This is a genomic window from Candidatus Methanodesulfokora washburnensis (assembly GCF_003947435.1).
Taxonomy (GTDB): Archaea; Korarchaeota; Korarchaeia; order Korarchaeales; family Korarchaeaceae; genus Methanodesulfokora; species Methanodesulfokora washburnensis.
Genome location: NZ_RCOS01000003.1, coordinates 1 through 16,439, shown reverse-complemented (window position 1 = coordinate 16,439; position 16,439 = coordinate 1). Strand labels below are relative to the sequence as shown.

The window sequence follows — 16,439 nt, the reverse complement described above, 5'->3', positions numbered from 1 at the left end:
AAGGGCTTTTCTTGCCTTTTCCCTATCCTTTATCCCCCATGTTCCGGATCCTATGGCCGATACTTTTTCACCTGTCTTTCCTATCTCCTTCCTGTCCTCATGATCGATGGGGAGCATATGTAGACGTGCAAAGGGATTGTGATAACCTTTCCTGTTTTCATGATTCTAAACGGCTGGAAAATAGAGTTTATTTGAATATATAAACCTTACTACAATTCTTTAAGCTAAAGCTTTATAGGTTGTAAATTATAAGGCAGTAGTATGAAGACAATACAGCTCAGGGATGAGACATACCGAATGCTCTCTAAGTTGAAGGAGATTAAAAAAGCCAGAAGCTTTGATGAAATCGTCTTTGAACTTTTGATAAAGGAGCTGGGCGTGGAAACAGAGATGTTTGGAGTAGACAGGGGAAAGATAAGGCCGTTCTCCCCTGAGGACAGAATGGAGGATAGAGAATGGTAGTCTATGATACCTATGCTTGGATAGATACTTTCTCGGCTCCGATAAAGGATTGAAAGTGAGGAAATTGTTGAAGGAAGGAGGTTATACTCCATCAATAGTCCTAGCAGAAATCTCCAGAAAGTACCTGAGGGAGGGAATTAGCCCAGAAATCGTCAGAAAAAGGCTCCTTTTTATAGAGACAAAAACGGAAATAGTTTGTATAACGGTTGAGATTGCACTAAAAGCTGGAGAGATCTACCTTGAGCTTCTTCAACTTTCCGGAAGAATCAAGGAGAGGAGGCCAAGCTTAGCTGATGCTATTGTTTACTCAACAGCACTTCTCCTGAACACAGATCTCGTGACCGGAGATAAGCTCTTCAGAAATTTGCCTCATGTGCTTTATATAGGGGACTAATGTTCACTTTAGTATCAAAAAAATAGAATTGAGCTTCTTATGCTACTGAGAGCACATAAGTTTTTATTATTGTAGAAGAGATTATTTTTGCTAAGACGAAACAGCTAAGGGATTAAGTAGCTGAGAAACAAAGGAATCTTATTACTGTTTACAAAATAACTCCAGCTTTTTGAATCTATCTAGGATATGGAGAGCTTTATGAAGCTCAGTGCATATAAGAATCTAGTTGTTAAAGCAGTTGCCCTCTATGTGAACAGCTTTTGCTCCACTGTAGCATCAAAAGCACCAAGTTCACTCGATTATCCTCTCGTATAGGTAGAGAACAGGAGATGCAAGCGAGGGGATGGCTGTGAGGACATAAAGAGCCATAATTGCATGCAGAGGGATTAGATCTCCCTTATTAAGCATGACTGTAAGCAGAATTAGGGCTGCATAAATGAAGAGGAATGGAAGGAGAAGATAGGGATTTAGGATGACACCTATGTATTTTCTGAGGAGAGAGCTATCGAAGATCCTAAGGAGGATAAGCTGAATTGCTATCGATGCCACTGGAACAAGAAGAAATGCAAACATTAAAGGGCTCCATGAAATGGAGCTTAGAAGGTTTTTCAGATTGGTTAGGTTCTCCTCATCCCTTCTTATCACATCATTTATGGCATGAATCCACCTTGCCGAATCCTCAACTACATGTAGCATTTCCTCTTGATATGAAGTATTCAGAACATAGGAATATCCTCTTGCACCTGCCACCACACCTTCATTCGAGGTTCTGAGGTGCACCTCCCCGAAGTTAACCACATTATACGTCGTGTTCAGTTCACTTAAACTGCCTCTCCATATCTCCACACCTCCATAATATATCCTTATAACGCTGTCCTCCTTTGAGTAGCTGAAAAGCCTGAGCACCAGAGGAGCTATCGCTTCTCTTTCTTCCTCAACTCTAGTGCTCAAGTGAAATATCTCATTTTTGAGAACCTCTATTCTCTTCGCAGTCCTCCAGATGTTCTCCATTGTATGATAATAGCTTCCAAATATCCCATAAACTGTTGCTGTAGCTAGGAGCATGATTAGCAATGCGATGTGCTTTTCGCTGATCACAGGGAAACACCCAACCAATTCTTATAATCTTTTCTTAAATTAAAAAAGAAAGATTTATTATTCAAATTATGGCAAGCTAAATTATTTACCACTTGCTTTCCTGAGCCATTCCCTGAGCATGTCAATCAGCTCCATCGGTATCACTATCTTCGTTGAGCCTGATTCTCCTATTGCCTTGAACCCCTCCAGATACTGAAGCCTCATAGTGTTCTCATCAAGCTGTCTTGCCACCTCTGATATCTTCTGAAGGGCTGTTGAATACCCCTCTGCTCTCAATATTGCTGCCTGTCTCTCTCCCTCTGCCCTTAATATTGCTGCCTGCTTTTCTCCCTCTGCTCTCAATATTGCTGCCTGTTTCTCCCCTTCCGCAACTTTTATGGCTGCTTCCTTCTTCCCCTCTGCTTCTGTCACCATGGCTCTTCTCTCCCTCTCAGCTGCCATCTGCTTTATCATCGCCTCCTGAACTGATTGAGGCGGAAGTATCTCCCTTATCTCAACGTTGGTTATCTTCACTCCCCACCTCTCCGTCACCTCATCAAGCTTGCTCCTCAACACATGATTTATCTCATCTCTCTTCGCAAGAACCTCATCTAACATCATCTCGCCTATCACAGCCCTCAATGTAGTTGTTGAAATGCCAAGAGCCGCTCCCTTAAAATCTGATACATTTAGAACACTTGCCCTTGGATCCACTACCTTGTAGTAGACGATGAAGTCTATATCTGTTGGAGCGTTGTCCTTTGTTATACATGTCTGATGCGGGACATCGAAATAGCTTTCCCTGAGGTCAACCCAGAGCAGCTGGTCTATTATCGGTATTCTGAAGACAAGGCCAGGACCCTTCATGCCCACAAATCTTCCAAGTCTAAGTATCACAAGTCTCTTGAACTCCGGGACTATCCTTATAGCCGATGCAAGAAATCCAACTAGGATAAGGAGGAATACAGCGATCAAAATCAGATCCACTATCATCTCTCTCGCCTCCCCACCACCAGCTTCAGCCCACTTACACCCAGAACAACAACTTTCTCCCCCTCCTCAAGCTCCTCATCCGATGTGGCAGTCCAGAGCTCGGACTCAACGAGCACAACTCCCTCCCCTCCTGGTTTTATCTTTTTCTTCACAATTCCCTCCTTTCCTATGAGGCTCTCGATGGAGTGAACGGGTATTCTCTTCATTGCACTTCTTATCTTGTAGAGGTAGAAGCCAGCAAGAGAGGATGAGAAAATCAGAATTAAAACCAATGTCCCAGACCACACTGTCATCGGCAGGAAGGGCAGTGATTGATACACAAGAATTAGACCTATGGATGATATTATAGCTCCCAGAATTGCTAGGATTCCATGCCCAGTCTTAAGCTCAAGGAACATCGTGGCGGATCCTATTGCTATGACCATTATTGCGGCTAGATCGGCTCCTATCAGATCCATTCCAAGGAAGCCGAGAAGCACCAAGACGGAGCCTGCGCTCTCCATTATATAGGTGGGATGAGCCAACCCTATAAGGATCAGTATAACGCCTACCATGATGAGGAACCATGCATTATCGGGATTTGTTATAAGAAGGAGAAGAGATGTTCTAGGCCCTGGATTCAGGTATAATAGGCTTCCTGACCACCCTATTTTGTCGAGAAATTGATCCAAGCTGTCCGCCTTCACCTCAATTATGTGATAGTTCAGTGCTTCATCTGCTGAGAGAGCAACATTGTTCTCAACGAAGCCCCTAGCTGCTGTTTTATTTCTCCCTGAGCTCTCAGCAAGGCTCGATATCCATCCTGCAACCGCTTTTGCCACTTTCTCATCGTATGGCCTCGGTTGAGCAGCCCCTACCACCGCTCCAGATCCCATTCCCGCCACCCTCGATGCAAGCAACACTATTGAGCCCGCCGAAAAGGCTCTTCCACCAGGGGGAACATAGACAGCAAAGCTTATGCCTGATTTCTTCATGAGATCTACTATTTTCTCAGTTGCTGATAGAGTACCGCCATTTGTGTTCAGTATCACAACGACTTTCTTGGATCCGATCTGCCCAGCAAGATTTACCGCATCCTCCAGAAGAGAGACTGCTCCTTCCGTTATTGGATAGCTCAGATCAACTACTATAATGGTCTCTGATGTCGCTAGGAGGAGAATTACCAAGAGGAGGGGAATAACGCAGCCCTTCACATGCACATTAGCGATGATAAATTACTTAAAGATTTTGGTGCTTGAGATCCATCTCTCTTCAAGCGGGGAATAACTAAAAAATAAAAATAAGAATTAAATAACTCTCTTTCATGAGGAGTTCGGATGAAGAAGGCCAAATTTTTCTTTCTTGTTTTCTCTTCTCTTTTTCTTATAATCACGCTTAGCACAGGATTAGCTGTCTTTTTCAGTCTATTAGGCATTCTCAGTGCCCTTCTCATTCTAATAATTTCGGATGTAGCTTTGGCTGTTTTCGCCTCATCTGCATACTACAGGCAGCTTTACAGAGGAGAGCTCTCCGAAATCCTGCTGAGCTCAGAGCTCTTGGATATAATTCTCTCCCTCTTCTTGTCCCAATTGGTGATACTATTTCCATTGATTGTCTCAACAAAAGCTAGATCCCCATTGGATGTGATCTTTCTTGCCCCGCTGGGCTTAATAAGCTGTCTTATCCTTTCCCTTAAGTTCCCTCCAGGTTTATTTACTAAAATTGAGCCATTGAGCTATCCAGCTCCTTATAAAGTATATGTAGCTAAGTTTGAAAAGATTAAGGAAGCCAATGCTGTCGTCTCCGGGATATTTAAGCCCAGAATAATACTCTTTTCTCCTCTGTTCGAATTCCTGAACGATGATGAGGTAAAAGCTGTTGTTGCCCATGAAATAGGGCATATTGCGAACAAAGATCACATAAAGCTATTGTTCGGGCTTATAATATCGATAATAGGCATAGAGATTCTTGCCCTGTCCATTTACTATGAGCTTGTTGGAGACGGAGTTGGAGGCACTCTCTTCCTTCTCTCGATGTTGCTGGCATTCTTTTTCCCTCTTCTATCATCTTATTACTGGAGAAGAATGGAGCTTAAGGCTGATCTATATGCATCGCGTGTTGTGGGAAAGGAGACATACATATCAGCATTGAGAAAGCTGGCTGAGCACAACCTTCTCCCCCTTGACTGGGGAAGCGAGGATCATCCATCAATAGAGAGGAGGATAGAATATGTTCTCAAAAACTGTAAGAATAGCGAATATTAGCATTTCCTTCCTCCTCTTCGCGCGTAGGAAATGTTTATGAATATGTTCATGATGATTGTAATCATGATGATCACGTTCATAGATAGAAGCAAGGAGTTAAGTTTTCTAGAGGAGAGGTATCGCTCTCACAGAGCTGAGCTCATAGTGATGTATGGGCGAAGAAGAGTGGGCAAGACCTTCCTTTTGAGGAGGTTTCTCTCCGGCAAAAAAGGCGTGTATTTCGTTGTTTCAAGGCTAGGAAACATCCTTCAAGAGATCTCAGAGGCAATAGGTGAGCAATTGGATGTCCATCCACCGTTATTACGTCACTACCGTGATTTATTCAGCTACATAGCAAAAGAAAGCAGCAATGAAAGGATCACCTTAGCTATCGACGAGTTCCAGCGATTAGCTGAATACGACCCCGCCTTTCTTACAGAACTGCAGGCGGCTTGGGATGACTTTCTCAGCCACTCAAAGGTTTTTCTCGTGCTAAGTGGTTCCTCGGTAGGCGTTGTTGAAAGAGCTGCTTTGGCATCTTCCTCACCAATCTTTGGAAGGCGCACGGGACAACTTAAAGTGAAGCCATTCACATTTACATGTGCTAAGGAGTTTGCCTCCACGTGGCCATGCGAGGACAAGGTAAGAGCTTATGCAGTTTTTGGAGGGATTCCAGCATACTTATCTTTACTTGACTGCTCCAAGAGCCTCCTAGAAAACATCAAAAATCTTATACTTGAGCCGGGAGGATTGCTACACGAGGAGCCATATTTCCTCCTAGCAACTGAGACCCGAGAACCCCTAAGATACATGACAATACTGGAAGCAATGGCATCAGGAGCCACGACCCTCGGCGAGATAGCCTCTAAAAGTGGGCTCTCATCAAGCGAGCTGCCAAGGTATATGAGAACTCTCGAAGCACTTCTCGACATTGTTGAGAGGAGATATCCCCTGCTAGAGGAGGAAAGACGTGGAAGAGCTAGATACATCATAAAAGATAATTTCCTCCGCTTCTGGTTCAAGCATGTCAGGCCAAACCTTCATCTCCTTGAGCTTGGTGAAGTCGAGCGAGTAGCCACAAGAATCTCAGAACAACTAGACGAATACGCTTCCACAGTCTTCGAGGAGATCGCGCTTGAGCACTTTTCCCATTCAGTGCCTGCGCTGAAAGTTGGCAGGTGGTGGCGAGGCGAAGTAGAGATAGACGGGGTAGCTATAGACGAGAAGAACAAAGTCGCATATTTTATGGAGGCAAAATGGTCAAAACATCCTTTAGACAGGTCTGTTCTCCGAGAACTTGAAAGAAAAGCCGAAGAATTCGAATGGAAAAAAGGAGAGAGAAAAGAAGTCTACTACATCTACTCTAGAAGCAATTTCACCTTTGCACCCGAGGAAAACGTGAAGCAAGTCAGTTTATCGGAAGTCTGCAACCAGCCGTGTATCTAAGAAAAGTGGTTTACCTCTTAGAAAAAGTGTAAGCTCTCGGTAGCTGGACATTCTTTAAACCTGATTTTTGCTCCTATTCAAATGGGAGAGCTCCTTCAGCTCATCTATATGCTGGATAATGCAAATGGCGCACAAAGTCTACAATAAATCCCTGTTGAGCAAAGAAGAGAGATCCCCTCATTCTGCGTTCTGCAGCTCTCTGAACTCTGCCAATATTGCATTGGTCATACCCTCTGTTCCAGAGGAGCCACCTAAATCAGGTGTGAGAACTTCCCTTCTCTCAAGCACATTCCTGACGGCATTATCTACTGCCTTGGATGCTTTTAGCATGCGTTCATCTCCATTTTTTGTTCCCAGATATTTGAGCATGAGACCGAGAGAGACTATTGAGCCAATTGGATTGGCTATTCCTCTCCCAGCTATATCCGGTGCAGATCCATGAACTGGCTCAAAAACAGCAATGGAGTCCCCTATCAGCGCTGAGCCACAGAGACCAAGGCTTCCAACAAGCCCTGCCGCTAGATCGCTTAGTATATCTCCATAGAGATTCAGTGTTACAATTATATTGAATCTTTTTGGCTCTTTAACTATATAATATGCAGCTGCATCAACATATACCTCATCCGACTCTATATCCGGGAAATCCCTTGCGATATCCAGAAATATCTGCCTGAAGAAGCCATCTCCCACCTTGAGTATATTTGCCTTGTGAACAGCAGTTACCTTTCTGAACCCCTCAGCTCTAGCTAGATTGAAGGCATATCTGACGATTCTCTCGCATCCGGCCTTTGTGACAAACCTAGCTGATAGAGCAATGTCCTTAAATCTGCCCTCCACGCCTGAGTAAAGACCCTCCGTGTTCTCCCTGACTATTACGAAATTTAGATCCCTGAGGGATATCCCACGAAAGCTTTTGAACGGCCTTACATTTGCATAAAGATCCAGCTCCTGCCTAAGCATGACGTTTATGCTTTTTATAGTCTCTGACCCTGGCAATGTCGTGAGAGGGCCCTTTAGGACTGCATCCATCTCCCTCAGGGTTTCCATGCCTCCTTCCTCAATTGGCCTACCAGCTCTCCTAAAGTACTCATATCCAGCATTGACCTTGACTATCTCGAACTCACCAATCTCATCCAAGAACTTGAGAGCTGCACGAATTACCTCAGGGCCTATTCCATCCCCCTCTATGATCCCTATCTTGTATCTTGCCATGGTAGATCACCATATCTCTTCACGTATTCAATAATACCTCCGCACTCCAGGATATCCAATATCTCCCTTGGGTATGGCTTTACCTGCTCCTCTACTCCCTTGCTCATGTTTATCAGGATCCCTCTTTCGACATCCACATGTAAAATATCCCCTTCCTCGGTCGCTTTAGGTATCCTTAATGCTGTTATCACAGGCAATCCTATATTTATTGAATTCCTGAAAAATATTCTAGCGAAGCTCCCAGCTATTATAGCGCTTATCCCCAACATCTTGAGGAGGAGAGGCGCATGCTCCCTACTTGAACCCATTCCAAAGTTCCTCCCAGCAACTATTACGTCCCCTTTCCTCACCTTGAGGTGAAAGTCCGGGATAACCTCCTCTAGGACATGTGGTACCATGTCCTGAATGCTCGATATAGCCTTAAACTTATACTTCCCGGATATTATATGATCGGTGCTTATGTTATCGCCCAGCTTCCAAGCCCTCCCCCTGATATCCATCTCAATCACCCAGATATTTCCTCGGATCTGCAATCCTTCCCTCAACAGCGGATGCGGCAGCAGTAGCAGGGGATGCAAGGTAAATCTTGCTATCCTTGTCCCCCATTCTTCCCGGGAAGTTCCTATTGCTTGTCGATATAACTGTCTCATTGGGGCCAAGAAGCCCCAGATGAGCCCCTATACATGGACCACAGGTGGAATGTGCTACGAAGAATCCTGCTTCAGTTAGAACATTGAGCACCCCATCTTTCAGGAGCTTAAGGTATATGCTCCTAGATGCAGGTATAGCTATGCATCTCACGCCATCCTTTGCTTTTCTCCCTCTTAAGATCTTAGCAGCCGCTAAAAAGTCCTCATATCTCCCGTTTGTGCAGGATCCTATGAAAACCTGATCTACCTCTGTCCCCTCCAGCTCCTCCACAGCTCTCACTCTGTCTACATTTGGAGGCTCTGCTACCTGAGGCTCAAGGCTACTCAGATCAAATGAAAAGATCTCATCGTATTCTGCATCCGGATCTGCTTCCAGCTCAATTCCCTCAACACCAATCTGGGAAAGATATCTTAAAAGAATGCCATCGACCGGAAAGATCCCCGTTTTGGCTCCAGCTTCAACGCACATATTACATATCGTCATCCTAGAGTCCATTGATATGTATTTTATTGCATCCCCATGGAACTCCACTGCTTTATATGTCAGGCCATCCACACCTACCTCTTTTATTATTCGAAGTATTATGTCCTTTCCGCTTATGAAAGGCCTTACCTCCCCCTCAAGAGACACTTTTACAGGTTCAGGAACTCTAAGCCACGATTTTCCAAGGGAAATTGCCAGAGTTATGTCCGTGCTTCCAACACCAGTGGCAAATGAGGATAAAGCTCCCAATGTTGTTGTGTGACTATCTGCACCTAAAACAAGGGAGAAAGGCCTTGCGTAGCCATTTTCGGCCACAATTTGATGGCATATTCCCTCCCCCACATCGAAGAATCTTATTCCAAACTTTCTCGCAAAGTCTCTCATCATTTTATGTGCCTTTGCCGCCTCTACATGGGGTGCCGGAGATGCATGATCTACCACAAAAAGCACTTTTAGGGGATCGAAAACTCTGTAAAGCTCCGGATTTTCCCTCATTATTTGTATAGCTAGAGGGGCTGTTCCATCATGGGCATAAGCTAGGTCAATGCCCACAACTATCAGATCCCCGGGATAAACCCTTCTTCCAGCCTTATATGATAAGATCTTCTCTGTTATCGTCATTCCTCCCATTTAAATTCCTCCTATCCAGCTCAGGGAAATATTTAACGGCAATTCTCATGAGCTCGTCATCATTCAAGCTTCTTTTCTCATCAAAAAGCTTCATTAATTCATTATACAGGGCTTCCAGCCTCGGATCCTCCTTCAATGCCAGAACATGCTTTGCATCTATCTTTCCGCCATCTAAATGCGATGAAACCCACAGAGCAATTGCAGACCTTCCAGAGTGGGGTGTTATAGCCACGCCATATGGTATTCCCAGCACGGAGATGGGATCAAAGGGTAGATATATCTTAGGGTTCTTCATGAGGCCATCTATGTGTATTCCTGCCTTTGTCCTGAATGCATTTTCCCCCACTAGCGGCTGAAACTCGGGTATCTTTAAGCCCAATGACCTGAAGAGCTGAGCAGCTTCTCTTATTGCCTTCAGGTTGGCTGTTCCATCATGACCTTTTATCCCCACATAGTGGATCAGCATCACCTCGAGCGGGCAGTTTCCTGTCCTCTCCCCTATTCCCATTAACGTGCAGTTGGATGCCCTTGCCCCGTAGATCCATGCGGCTAGGTGATTCGCCACAACAAGCCCTAGATCATTGTGGCCATGGAACTCAATTGATCCCCCTGGCACGCCCATTCCATCTGTTAACAATCTAATAACTGCCGGTATTCCCCTCGGCGGTGGGATATCGGGAAATGGAAGGCCTAAACCCAAGGTATCTGCAAGCTTTATCCTTATCTGTGATCTATATCTCTCACTGAGCTTCATCAACTTGCTGACAAATGGAAATATGTTTCTCGATGGACTTGCCCTAGTGAAGTCCTCAAGGCTGCATCTCACAGATATTCCCAGTTTTAATGCCTCCTCCACTACGCTCAGGTATTTCTCAAATGCCTGCTCCCTGCTCAAGCCAAACTTGAAGTGTATGTGGTAGTCCGATATCGACGCAAGGATAACGGTCTCCTTCAGACCTGCCTCTTGTAACAACTTCAGATCACTTAGTGATGCTCTTATCCAACCTATAGGCCTTGGATTACTCAATTCCAAGCTTTTTATGGCTGATACAAGCTTCCTATCCTTGGGAGTATACAGAAATAGCTCTGTCGACTCTATAGCACTTCCCAGCTCCGCCAGAACTCTGTATATCCTCAAGCCCTCCTCTACTGTGAACTCCCTCCATCCTTGTTGCCCATCCCTGAGTGTGGTGTCTGTGATCACTATATCCCTGTTTCCGCTGGCTATCCTCGGAGGGCCTTCAAACGGGAATATCTCCTCATAAAAAACCAGATCATCTCCGGAACTACATTCAGAGGACGACATCTCGAGACCTCCCACTTAAGGGCTTATGATAGTCCCGCCCCCGGCTAGTGCATGGGCCAGAGGATCCTCCACAAGCCCCGATGATATTATCACCTCCTTCACTCCCTGTTCTATGGCATTCGCCGCGCTCATCAACTTCCTGTTCATGCCGAAACCTACTCTCTTGATCATCTCATTTACCTCATTCGTTCTGATCCTCTCAATGACACGGTTATTGATGAGGACACCCGGAACATCGGTCAGCATCACAAGCTTATCCGCTCTCACAGCAGATGAGAGTTTAAAGGCCATCTGGTCTGCATCAACGTTCAGGAGATTTCCTTTTCCATCAACCGCTACTGGAGCTATCACAACAGTAAATCCATTGCTCAGAAGGAGATCTATAAGTTCTGTCCTTATCTCCACTATTCTTCCCGTATATCCGCCATCTATCACCCTTTTTCTTCCCCTCTCATCCACTATCACGATCCTCTCCTTCCTCTCAGCTATGGCTGTTGGCCCATCTGCACCCGATATTCCAACGGATTTAACTCCCCTTGAGAGAAGACCGGAGACAATCCTCTTGTTTATTTTTCCGGCCATTGCCATGACATAAACTTCGATCTCATCCCTGTCTGTGTATCTGCTCCTCAGACCCTCTGGAGATGTCACAAACTTTGGCTCTACTCCCATCCTTTTGCATAGCTCTGTCACAATGATACCACCTCCATGTACCAGAACTATGCCCCTGTCAGCTCTTCTTCCCACGCTCTCAACTATCCCATCGAGATTCCTCGCCAAGACCTCCCCACCAACTTTAACAACGATCATAAAATCACCTAGGGCTTAAGAGGAGGATTTTCAAGTCCTAGGGTCTCCTCAAATCCAGCCATTATGTTAAATGCCTGAACTGCTTGGCCTGCTGCTCCCTTCACCATGTTATCTATGGCTGCAAATGCAGTTAGTCTTCTTAGCCTTCTCTCGACAGCATAGCCTACATCTGCATAATTGCTGCCGATGACGTACTTTGGATCAGGATATCCCGGTGGAACTGCCCTTACAAGCCTGATAAAATGCTCTTTGGAGTATGTCTGAACATATGCTTTCATCACCTCCACATCATCCACCTCCCTGACAAGCCAAGAGTGGACTGATGCAAGAGCACCTCTCACACTACTGACCGCATAAGGCACTAAGGAGACTGAGACATCAGCTTTTGTAATAAGTCTGAGCTCCTGCTCAACCTCAGCAGCATGCCTATGACCCTCAGCATCATATGGCCTGATTGCTCCCTCCCTCTCGGGGTGATGGGATCCGGCCCTCGGCTTCGAACCTCCCTCACTGCTTCCAACTTTCACGTCGGAGACTATTCTGTTGAGGTCAATGAGCCCTGCTCTTGCCACAGGTAGCAATGCCAGTATTGTGGCTGTTGCATTGCATCCAGGGGATGCAACTAGGCTGGCATTCCTTATCTCATCTCTGTGAATTTCAGGAAGGCCATAAACTGCTTTAGAGAGGAGATCTGGATACGGATGCTCGAAGCCATACCAGAACTTGTACATGCTGGGATCCTTTAATCTGAAGTCAGCACTGAGATCTATCACTTTAATCCCCGTATTCAACAGATCCGGCACGTACTTCAACGACACACCATGAGGAAGGGATAGAAAAACTACATCTGCCTTTTCTGTGAGCTCATCCAGCTTAAATTCATGAAATCTGAGCCCTTTGTAATATCCTCTCAGATTATAATGCACATAATGCAGAGGCTTGCCTGCATGCTCCCTTGATGTGACGTATGACACCTCTACCGAGGGATGATTGGCCAGTATCCTCAGAAGCTCTCCACCTGTGTAGCCGGAGGCTCCTATAATGCCCACATTTATTCTCATCAGGATCTCCCTTCAATCGGCAGCTTTGTATTTAAACTTATCCGTAGATCGACATTTTATTACCGAATATCGTTAACTTCAGACCGAAAAACGATAACTTTATAAAGTTATCTCTTCATCCCTCTGCTCGGTGAGAGAATGCGCGTCAAGTGTCCGATATGCGGTGAGCCCGTTGAGGTGCCAGATGACGTGCTGCCTGGAGAGCTGATAGATCACGAATGCGGTGTTACCCTAGAGGTCTTGATGGATGGGAATTCGATAAGGTTGAAGCCCTTGGAGGGAATAAAGGAGGACTGGGGAGAGTAGACATGCTCCTTCTTTATGACATCCTTCGCTGGGAGGAGAAATCATTCATAGAGGCAGCAAAAAAGCTTGGAATAGAGATAAAGCCTGTGCATGTCCCATCTATTTGCGGTAAAGTGGGAAGAACAGATGCAGATATGGAGGATATCGCCCTTCAGCGATGTACCAGTTTCTACAATGCCTTGGAATCAGCAATTTTCATGGAGTCACTTGGAGTTGATGTGATAAACAGATCGGATACCATCATGATATGTCAGGACAAGCTGTGGACTACATCCCTTCTGGCAAGAAGGGGCATACCAGTTCCAGATACCTATGTGGCCTTCAGCCATGACTCTGCTCATAAAGCAGCTGATGAGCTCGGATATCCCTTTGTCATAAAGCCAATTCACGGCAGCTGGGGCAGGATGCTCGCATTGATAGATGATGAGGAGGATCTTAGAACAGTGATAGAGCACAGGATGTACATTCCAAATCCAATTCAGAGCATATACTATGCTCAGGAGTTCGTGAGAAAGCCGGGGAGGGACATAAGAGTGGTAGTAGTGGGAGATGAGGTTCCAGTGGCAATATACAGATATAGCGATCACTGGATAACAAATACTGCAAGAGGGGGAAAAGCTGCCCCTGCTCATGTGGATCCTGAGCTGGAGGAAATAGCATTGAGGGCTTCAGAGGCCGTAAAGGGCCAATTTCTAGGCATAGATATACTGGAGCATCCGGAAAAGGGATACATTGTGGATGAGGTGAATGCAGTAACGGAGTTCAAGAACACCGTAGCTGTTACAGGCTATGATTTGGCGAAGAAAGTCCTAGAGTTCGCTGTGGAAAGGGTGAAGCGCTGATTGCTCAGATATCTGAACCTCTACGGCTTGAGAGGCCTCAGGATAGTCAGGGGATACGGCCAGTATGTGTGGGATATAAATAATAGAAAGTATATAGATTGTCATACAGGACATGGAGTTGCGTTTCTCGGCCATGTAAATCCGAGAATAGTTGCATCGATCAGGGAGCAGCTTGAGAACATAGTAACACTTTCATCCTCTTATGATCACTATCTGAGGGAGGAAACTGCAAGCGCTCTGGAAAAGGTCACGCCAAGGAAATACTCCTATTTCTACTTACTCAACTCCGGTTCTGAAGCAGTTGATTTTGCCCTTAAAGTTGCTAGAAAAATGACAGGAAGGAAGAAGTTCCTCTCCTTTACAGGGGCATTTCATGGAAGGACCTTTGGTGCCCTGTCTGTGACATGGAATCCCAAGTACAGGAGGCCATTTGAGCCCCTTCTCGACGCCGAGTTCATAAAATTCAATGATGTGAGCGCAGCTGAAAGTGCTATCACCGAGGATTTAGCTGCAGTCATAGTTGAGCCTATTCAGGGAGAGGGAGGGATAAATCCAGCATCCAATGAATTCATGAAGGCTTTGAGGGAGATAACTGAGGAAAGGAATGTTCTTCTCATAGTAGATGAGATACAGACCGGTTTTGGCAGGACAGGGAAGGTATGGGCCTCTGATCTATACAACGTGTATGGGGACATCATGCTCGCAGGAAAAGCAATTGGAGGGGGTATTCCTGTCTCCATTGCCTTCCTCAGGGATGATATCGGCAATTCCATCAGTGAGGGCGATCATGGCTCTACATTCGGCGGAAACCTTCTTGCAATGGCTGCAGTCAAGGCTTCTGTTGAGGTTTTGCTGGAGGAAAATGTTCCATTCAAGGCAGAGACTGCTGGCCTCAGGTTGATGAAAGGCATAAAGGAGATATGCAGAGATATCAAGATAGTCAGGGATTTCAGGGGCGCTGGCCTGATGATAGGAGTGGAACTGAGGTTTGATCCAAAGCCAGTGCTGGAGATGCTTCAGCATAGCGGAATTCTGGCGCTAAAAGCAGGGACAACTGTTGTCAGATTTCTTCCTCCATATTTAATTAATGACAATGATATAGATTTAATTATATCTGCATTAGAGAGGTGTCTAAGTGAGGAGAATGCTAGAAGAGCTAATGTTGGAGCTTCTTAAGGCTTATAGCCCATCGGGCAATGAAGCAGAAGCGATTAAGAGGTATGTAGATGTTGTGAGCAGATGGTGGAATGGAGATATTGTGGTGGATGACGCAGGAAATGCACTACTTAATTACGGGAGAGGAGAAAAATGGGTGCTTTTAGCTGGACATATAGATACAGTGCCTGGAGAGCTTCCAGTGGAATATGATGGGACGATCTTCAGGGGAAGAGGAGCAGTAGATGCCAAGGGACCTCTTGTCTCCATGACTATCGGCTCAATTGAAGCCATAAAGCACTTAGATGAGGAAGAATGTAGGATAACAATTGCTGCTCTGGTGGACGAGGAGAGGGGAAGCAGTGGGGCAAAGAGGTTGATGAGGGATGCAAGGCCGACTGCAATAATAGTGGGAGAGCCATCTAATTTCAACATCATAATAGGTTATAGAGGATCCATGAAGCTGGAGATCAAATGCCATGGATCGGGAGGACACTCATCAACGCCTCAAAGCGGAACATCGGCCATAGATAAGCTGATAGAAAGCCTGCTGGAGGTTAAAAAGAGGGTTCTATCAGTTCCCGGTTCAAGCATTGTTGTAAACTACATTGAGGGAGGTCTTCCTTTTAGCCTGATACCAAAGGAGGCAAGAGCTCTTGTGGACATCAGGATCCCCTTGGGCTGGAGCACTGAAGCATTCGGGGAGATTGTAAAAAGCTGCATGCCTGACTGTACATACAGCATTGTGGATGAAACCCCTCCTGTAAGAGTTCGCATTGACACTCCCATCGCCAGATCCCTGGCAAGATCAATGATAAGAAATGGACTAAAGCCATCACCTGTTATAAAGCTCGGCACAAGCGATATGAACCTGTTGATTAGGATAACAGAGAACATAGTGGGCTTTGGTCCTGGGAGATCCGAGCTATCCCACACGGACAGGGAGGAGATAAGCATCGCTGAGCTTGAGCTTGGAGCTAGAATCTACAGGGATACCGTAAGGGAGTTCTTAAGCTGAGGTTAATCTACAAGATTGAGAGCTTATCTGTTTTCTAGCTTGCTTAGAGCGAGTTTGTTCACTATCTTATGAGTTTTTTACTGAATTTTTGAATTAAAAACCTCTTGTTGGCTCAGAATAAGCAGGAGGAGGACTTAGCAGCTTTTAGTTAGGTATAAAGTCGCATATGTTCAGTAAGTATATGCTCAATGCCGTGAGTGAACTACAAATATCCAAAATGAGGAATGGAACCTTTAAATCCGCTTACAAAGACAGAACAAGCATTATTATACGACAGAATCAGCAATTTACCTTCCTTATCCTTGGACAAAGAGGGTCTGGTGAGGGAAGCTTTCTCCAGCAGTTGTATGCTCTAGCATAACATCCTCCAA

General features: G+C 45.4%; 17 protein-coding genes. 8 read left to right on the top strand and 9 right to left on the bottom strand.

Features of this window, described 5'->3' with window-relative positions:
- Positions 1-261 precede the first annotated feature (261 nt).
- Together D6D85_RS00195 and D6D85_RS00190 are read left to right on the top strand one after the other, a co-directional pair.
- Positions 262-462, top strand: coding sequence for an antitoxin VapB family protein (locus D6D85_RS00195; protein ID WP_125670023.1), 201 nt, complete (start codon positions 262-264; stop codon positions 460-462).
- A gap of 16 nt (positions 463-478) precedes the next feature.
- Positions 479-856, top strand: a complete 378-nt coding sequence (locus D6D85_RS00190; protein ID WP_125670022.1) for a PIN domain-containing protein — start codon at positions 479-481, stop codon at positions 854-856.
- Positions 857-1,147: 291 nt separating this feature from the next.
- Here the strand turns inward: D6D85_RS00190 and D6D85_RS00185 are convergent, their stop codons facing one another.
- The 3 genes from D6D85_RS00185 to D6D85_RS00175 all read right to left on the bottom strand — a co-directional run bounded on the left by D6D85_RS00185 (position 1,148) and on the right by D6D85_RS00175 (position 4,119).
- A complete protein-coding gene (locus tag D6D85_RS00185; RefSeq protein ID WP_125670021.1) occupies positions 1,148-1,954 on the bottom strand; it encodes a hypothetical protein in 807 nt (268 codons plus the stop codon).
- Positions 1,955-2,035: 81 nt separating this feature from the next.
- On the bottom strand, positions 2,036-2,926 hold the full coding sequence (locus tag D6D85_RS00180; RefSeq protein WP_125670020.1) for an SPFH domain-containing protein: 891 nt from the start codon (positions 2,924-2,926) through the stop codon (positions 2,036-2,038).
- Complete coding sequence (locus D6D85_RS00175) at positions 2,923-4,119, bottom strand: NfeD family protein (RefSeq protein ID WP_125670019.1); 1,197 nt, start codon at positions 4,117-4,119, stop codon at positions 2,923-2,925. Before D6D85_RS00175 ends, D6D85_RS00180 begins: the two co-directional genes overlap by 4 nt.
- Before the next feature lie 123 nt (positions 4,120-4,242).
- On the opposite strand from D6D85_RS00175, the gene D6D85_RS00170 reads away from it, so the two are divergent.
- Together D6D85_RS00170 and D6D85_RS00165 are read left to right on the top strand one after the other, a co-directional pair.
- The gene (locus D6D85_RS00170) at positions 4,243-5,169 is read left to right on the top strand and encodes a M48 family metallopeptidase (RefSeq protein WP_125670018.1); all 927 of its coding nucleotides are present in this window, start codon (positions 4,243-4,245) and stop codon (positions 5,167-5,169) included.
- Between the two features lie 63 nt (positions 5,170-5,232).
- Positions 5,233-6,594: an ATP-binding protein gene (locus D6D85_RS00165; protein ID WP_161969590.1), complete on the top strand. Its 1,362-nt coding sequence runs from the start codon at positions 5,233-5,235 to the stop codon at positions 6,592-6,594.
- A 177-nt stretch (positions 6,595-6,771) separates the two neighbouring features.
- Here D6D85_RS00165 and D6D85_RS00160 read toward each other — a convergent pair whose 3' ends face one another.
- From D6D85_RS00160 to argC, 6 genes are read right to left on the bottom strand one after another with little or no spacing between them, the layout of a single operon-like run.
- Positions 6,772-7,806, bottom strand: a complete 1,035-nt coding sequence (locus D6D85_RS00160) for an isocitrate/isopropylmalate dehydrogenase family protein (RefSeq protein WP_125670016.1) — start codon at positions 7,804-7,806, stop codon at positions 6,772-6,774.
- The gene (locus D6D85_RS00155) at positions 7,788-8,306 is read right to left on the bottom strand and encodes a LeuD/DmdB family oxidoreductase small subunit (RefSeq protein WP_125670015.1); all 519 of its coding nucleotides are present in this window, start codon (positions 8,304-8,306) and stop codon (positions 7,788-7,790) included. The genes D6D85_RS00160 and D6D85_RS00155 overlap by 19 nt, the downstream gene beginning before the upstream one ends.
- A gap of 1 nt (position 8,307) precedes the next feature.
- Positions 8,308-9,570 carry a 3-isopropylmalate dehydratase large subunit gene (locus D6D85_RS00150; protein ID WP_237558688.1) on the bottom strand — a complete coding sequence of 421 codons (1,263 nt, stop codon included), beginning with the start codon at positions 9,568-9,570 and terminating at the stop codon, positions 8,308-8,310.
- Positions 9,530-10,876: a homocitrate synthase/isopropylmalate synthase family protein gene (locus tag D6D85_RS00145; protein WP_125670014.1), complete on the bottom strand. Its 1,347-nt coding sequence runs from the start codon at positions 10,874-10,876 to the stop codon at positions 9,530-9,532. The genes D6D85_RS00150 and D6D85_RS00145 overlap by 41 nt, the downstream gene beginning before the upstream one ends.
- A 15-nt stretch (positions 10,877-10,891) precedes the next feature.
- Positions 10,892-11,686 (bottom strand): [LysW]-aminoadipate/[LysW]-glutamate kinase, encoded by a 795-nt coding sequence (locus tag D6D85_RS00140; RefSeq protein ID WP_125670013.1) that lies wholly within the window; start codon positions 11,684-11,686, stop codon positions 10,892-10,894.
- Between the two features lie 8 nt (positions 11,687-11,694).
- Complete coding sequence (gene argC, locus D6D85_RS00135; RefSeq protein ID WP_202617253.1) at positions 11,695-12,747, bottom strand: N-acetyl-gamma-glutamyl-phosphate reductase; 1,053 nt, start codon at positions 12,745-12,747, stop codon at positions 11,695-11,697.
- 138 nt (positions 12,748-12,885) lie between these two features.
- Here argC and lysW/argW point away from each other — a divergent pair, with 138 nt between their 5' ends.
- Genes lysW/argW through D6D85_RS00115 form a run of 4 tightly spaced genes read left to right on the top strand, consistent with a single transcriptional unit; the run spans position 12,886 to position 16,068 of the window.
- A complete protein-coding gene (lysW/argW, locus tag D6D85_RS00130) occupies positions 12,886-13,053 on the top strand; it encodes an alpha-aminoadipate/glutamate carrier protein LysW (protein ID WP_125670011.1) in 168 nt (55 codons plus the stop codon).
- A gap of 2 nt (positions 13,054-13,055) precedes the next feature.
- Complete coding sequence (gene lysX, locus D6D85_RS00125; protein ID WP_125670010.1) at positions 13,056-13,895, top strand: lysine biosynthesis protein LysX; 840 nt, start codon at positions 13,056-13,058, stop codon at positions 13,893-13,895.
- A complete protein-coding gene (locus tag D6D85_RS00120; protein WP_125670009.1) occupies positions 13,896-15,071 on the top strand; it encodes an aspartate aminotransferase family protein in 1,176 nt (391 codons plus the stop codon).
- Positions 15,040-16,068: an N-acetyl-lysine deacetylase gene (locus tag D6D85_RS00115; RefSeq protein WP_237558689.1), complete on the top strand. Its 1,029-nt coding sequence runs from the start codon at positions 15,040-15,042 to the stop codon at positions 16,066-16,068. The genes D6D85_RS00120 and D6D85_RS00115 overlap by 32 nt, the downstream gene beginning before the upstream one ends.
- Positions 16,069-16,439: the final 371 nt, after the last annotated feature.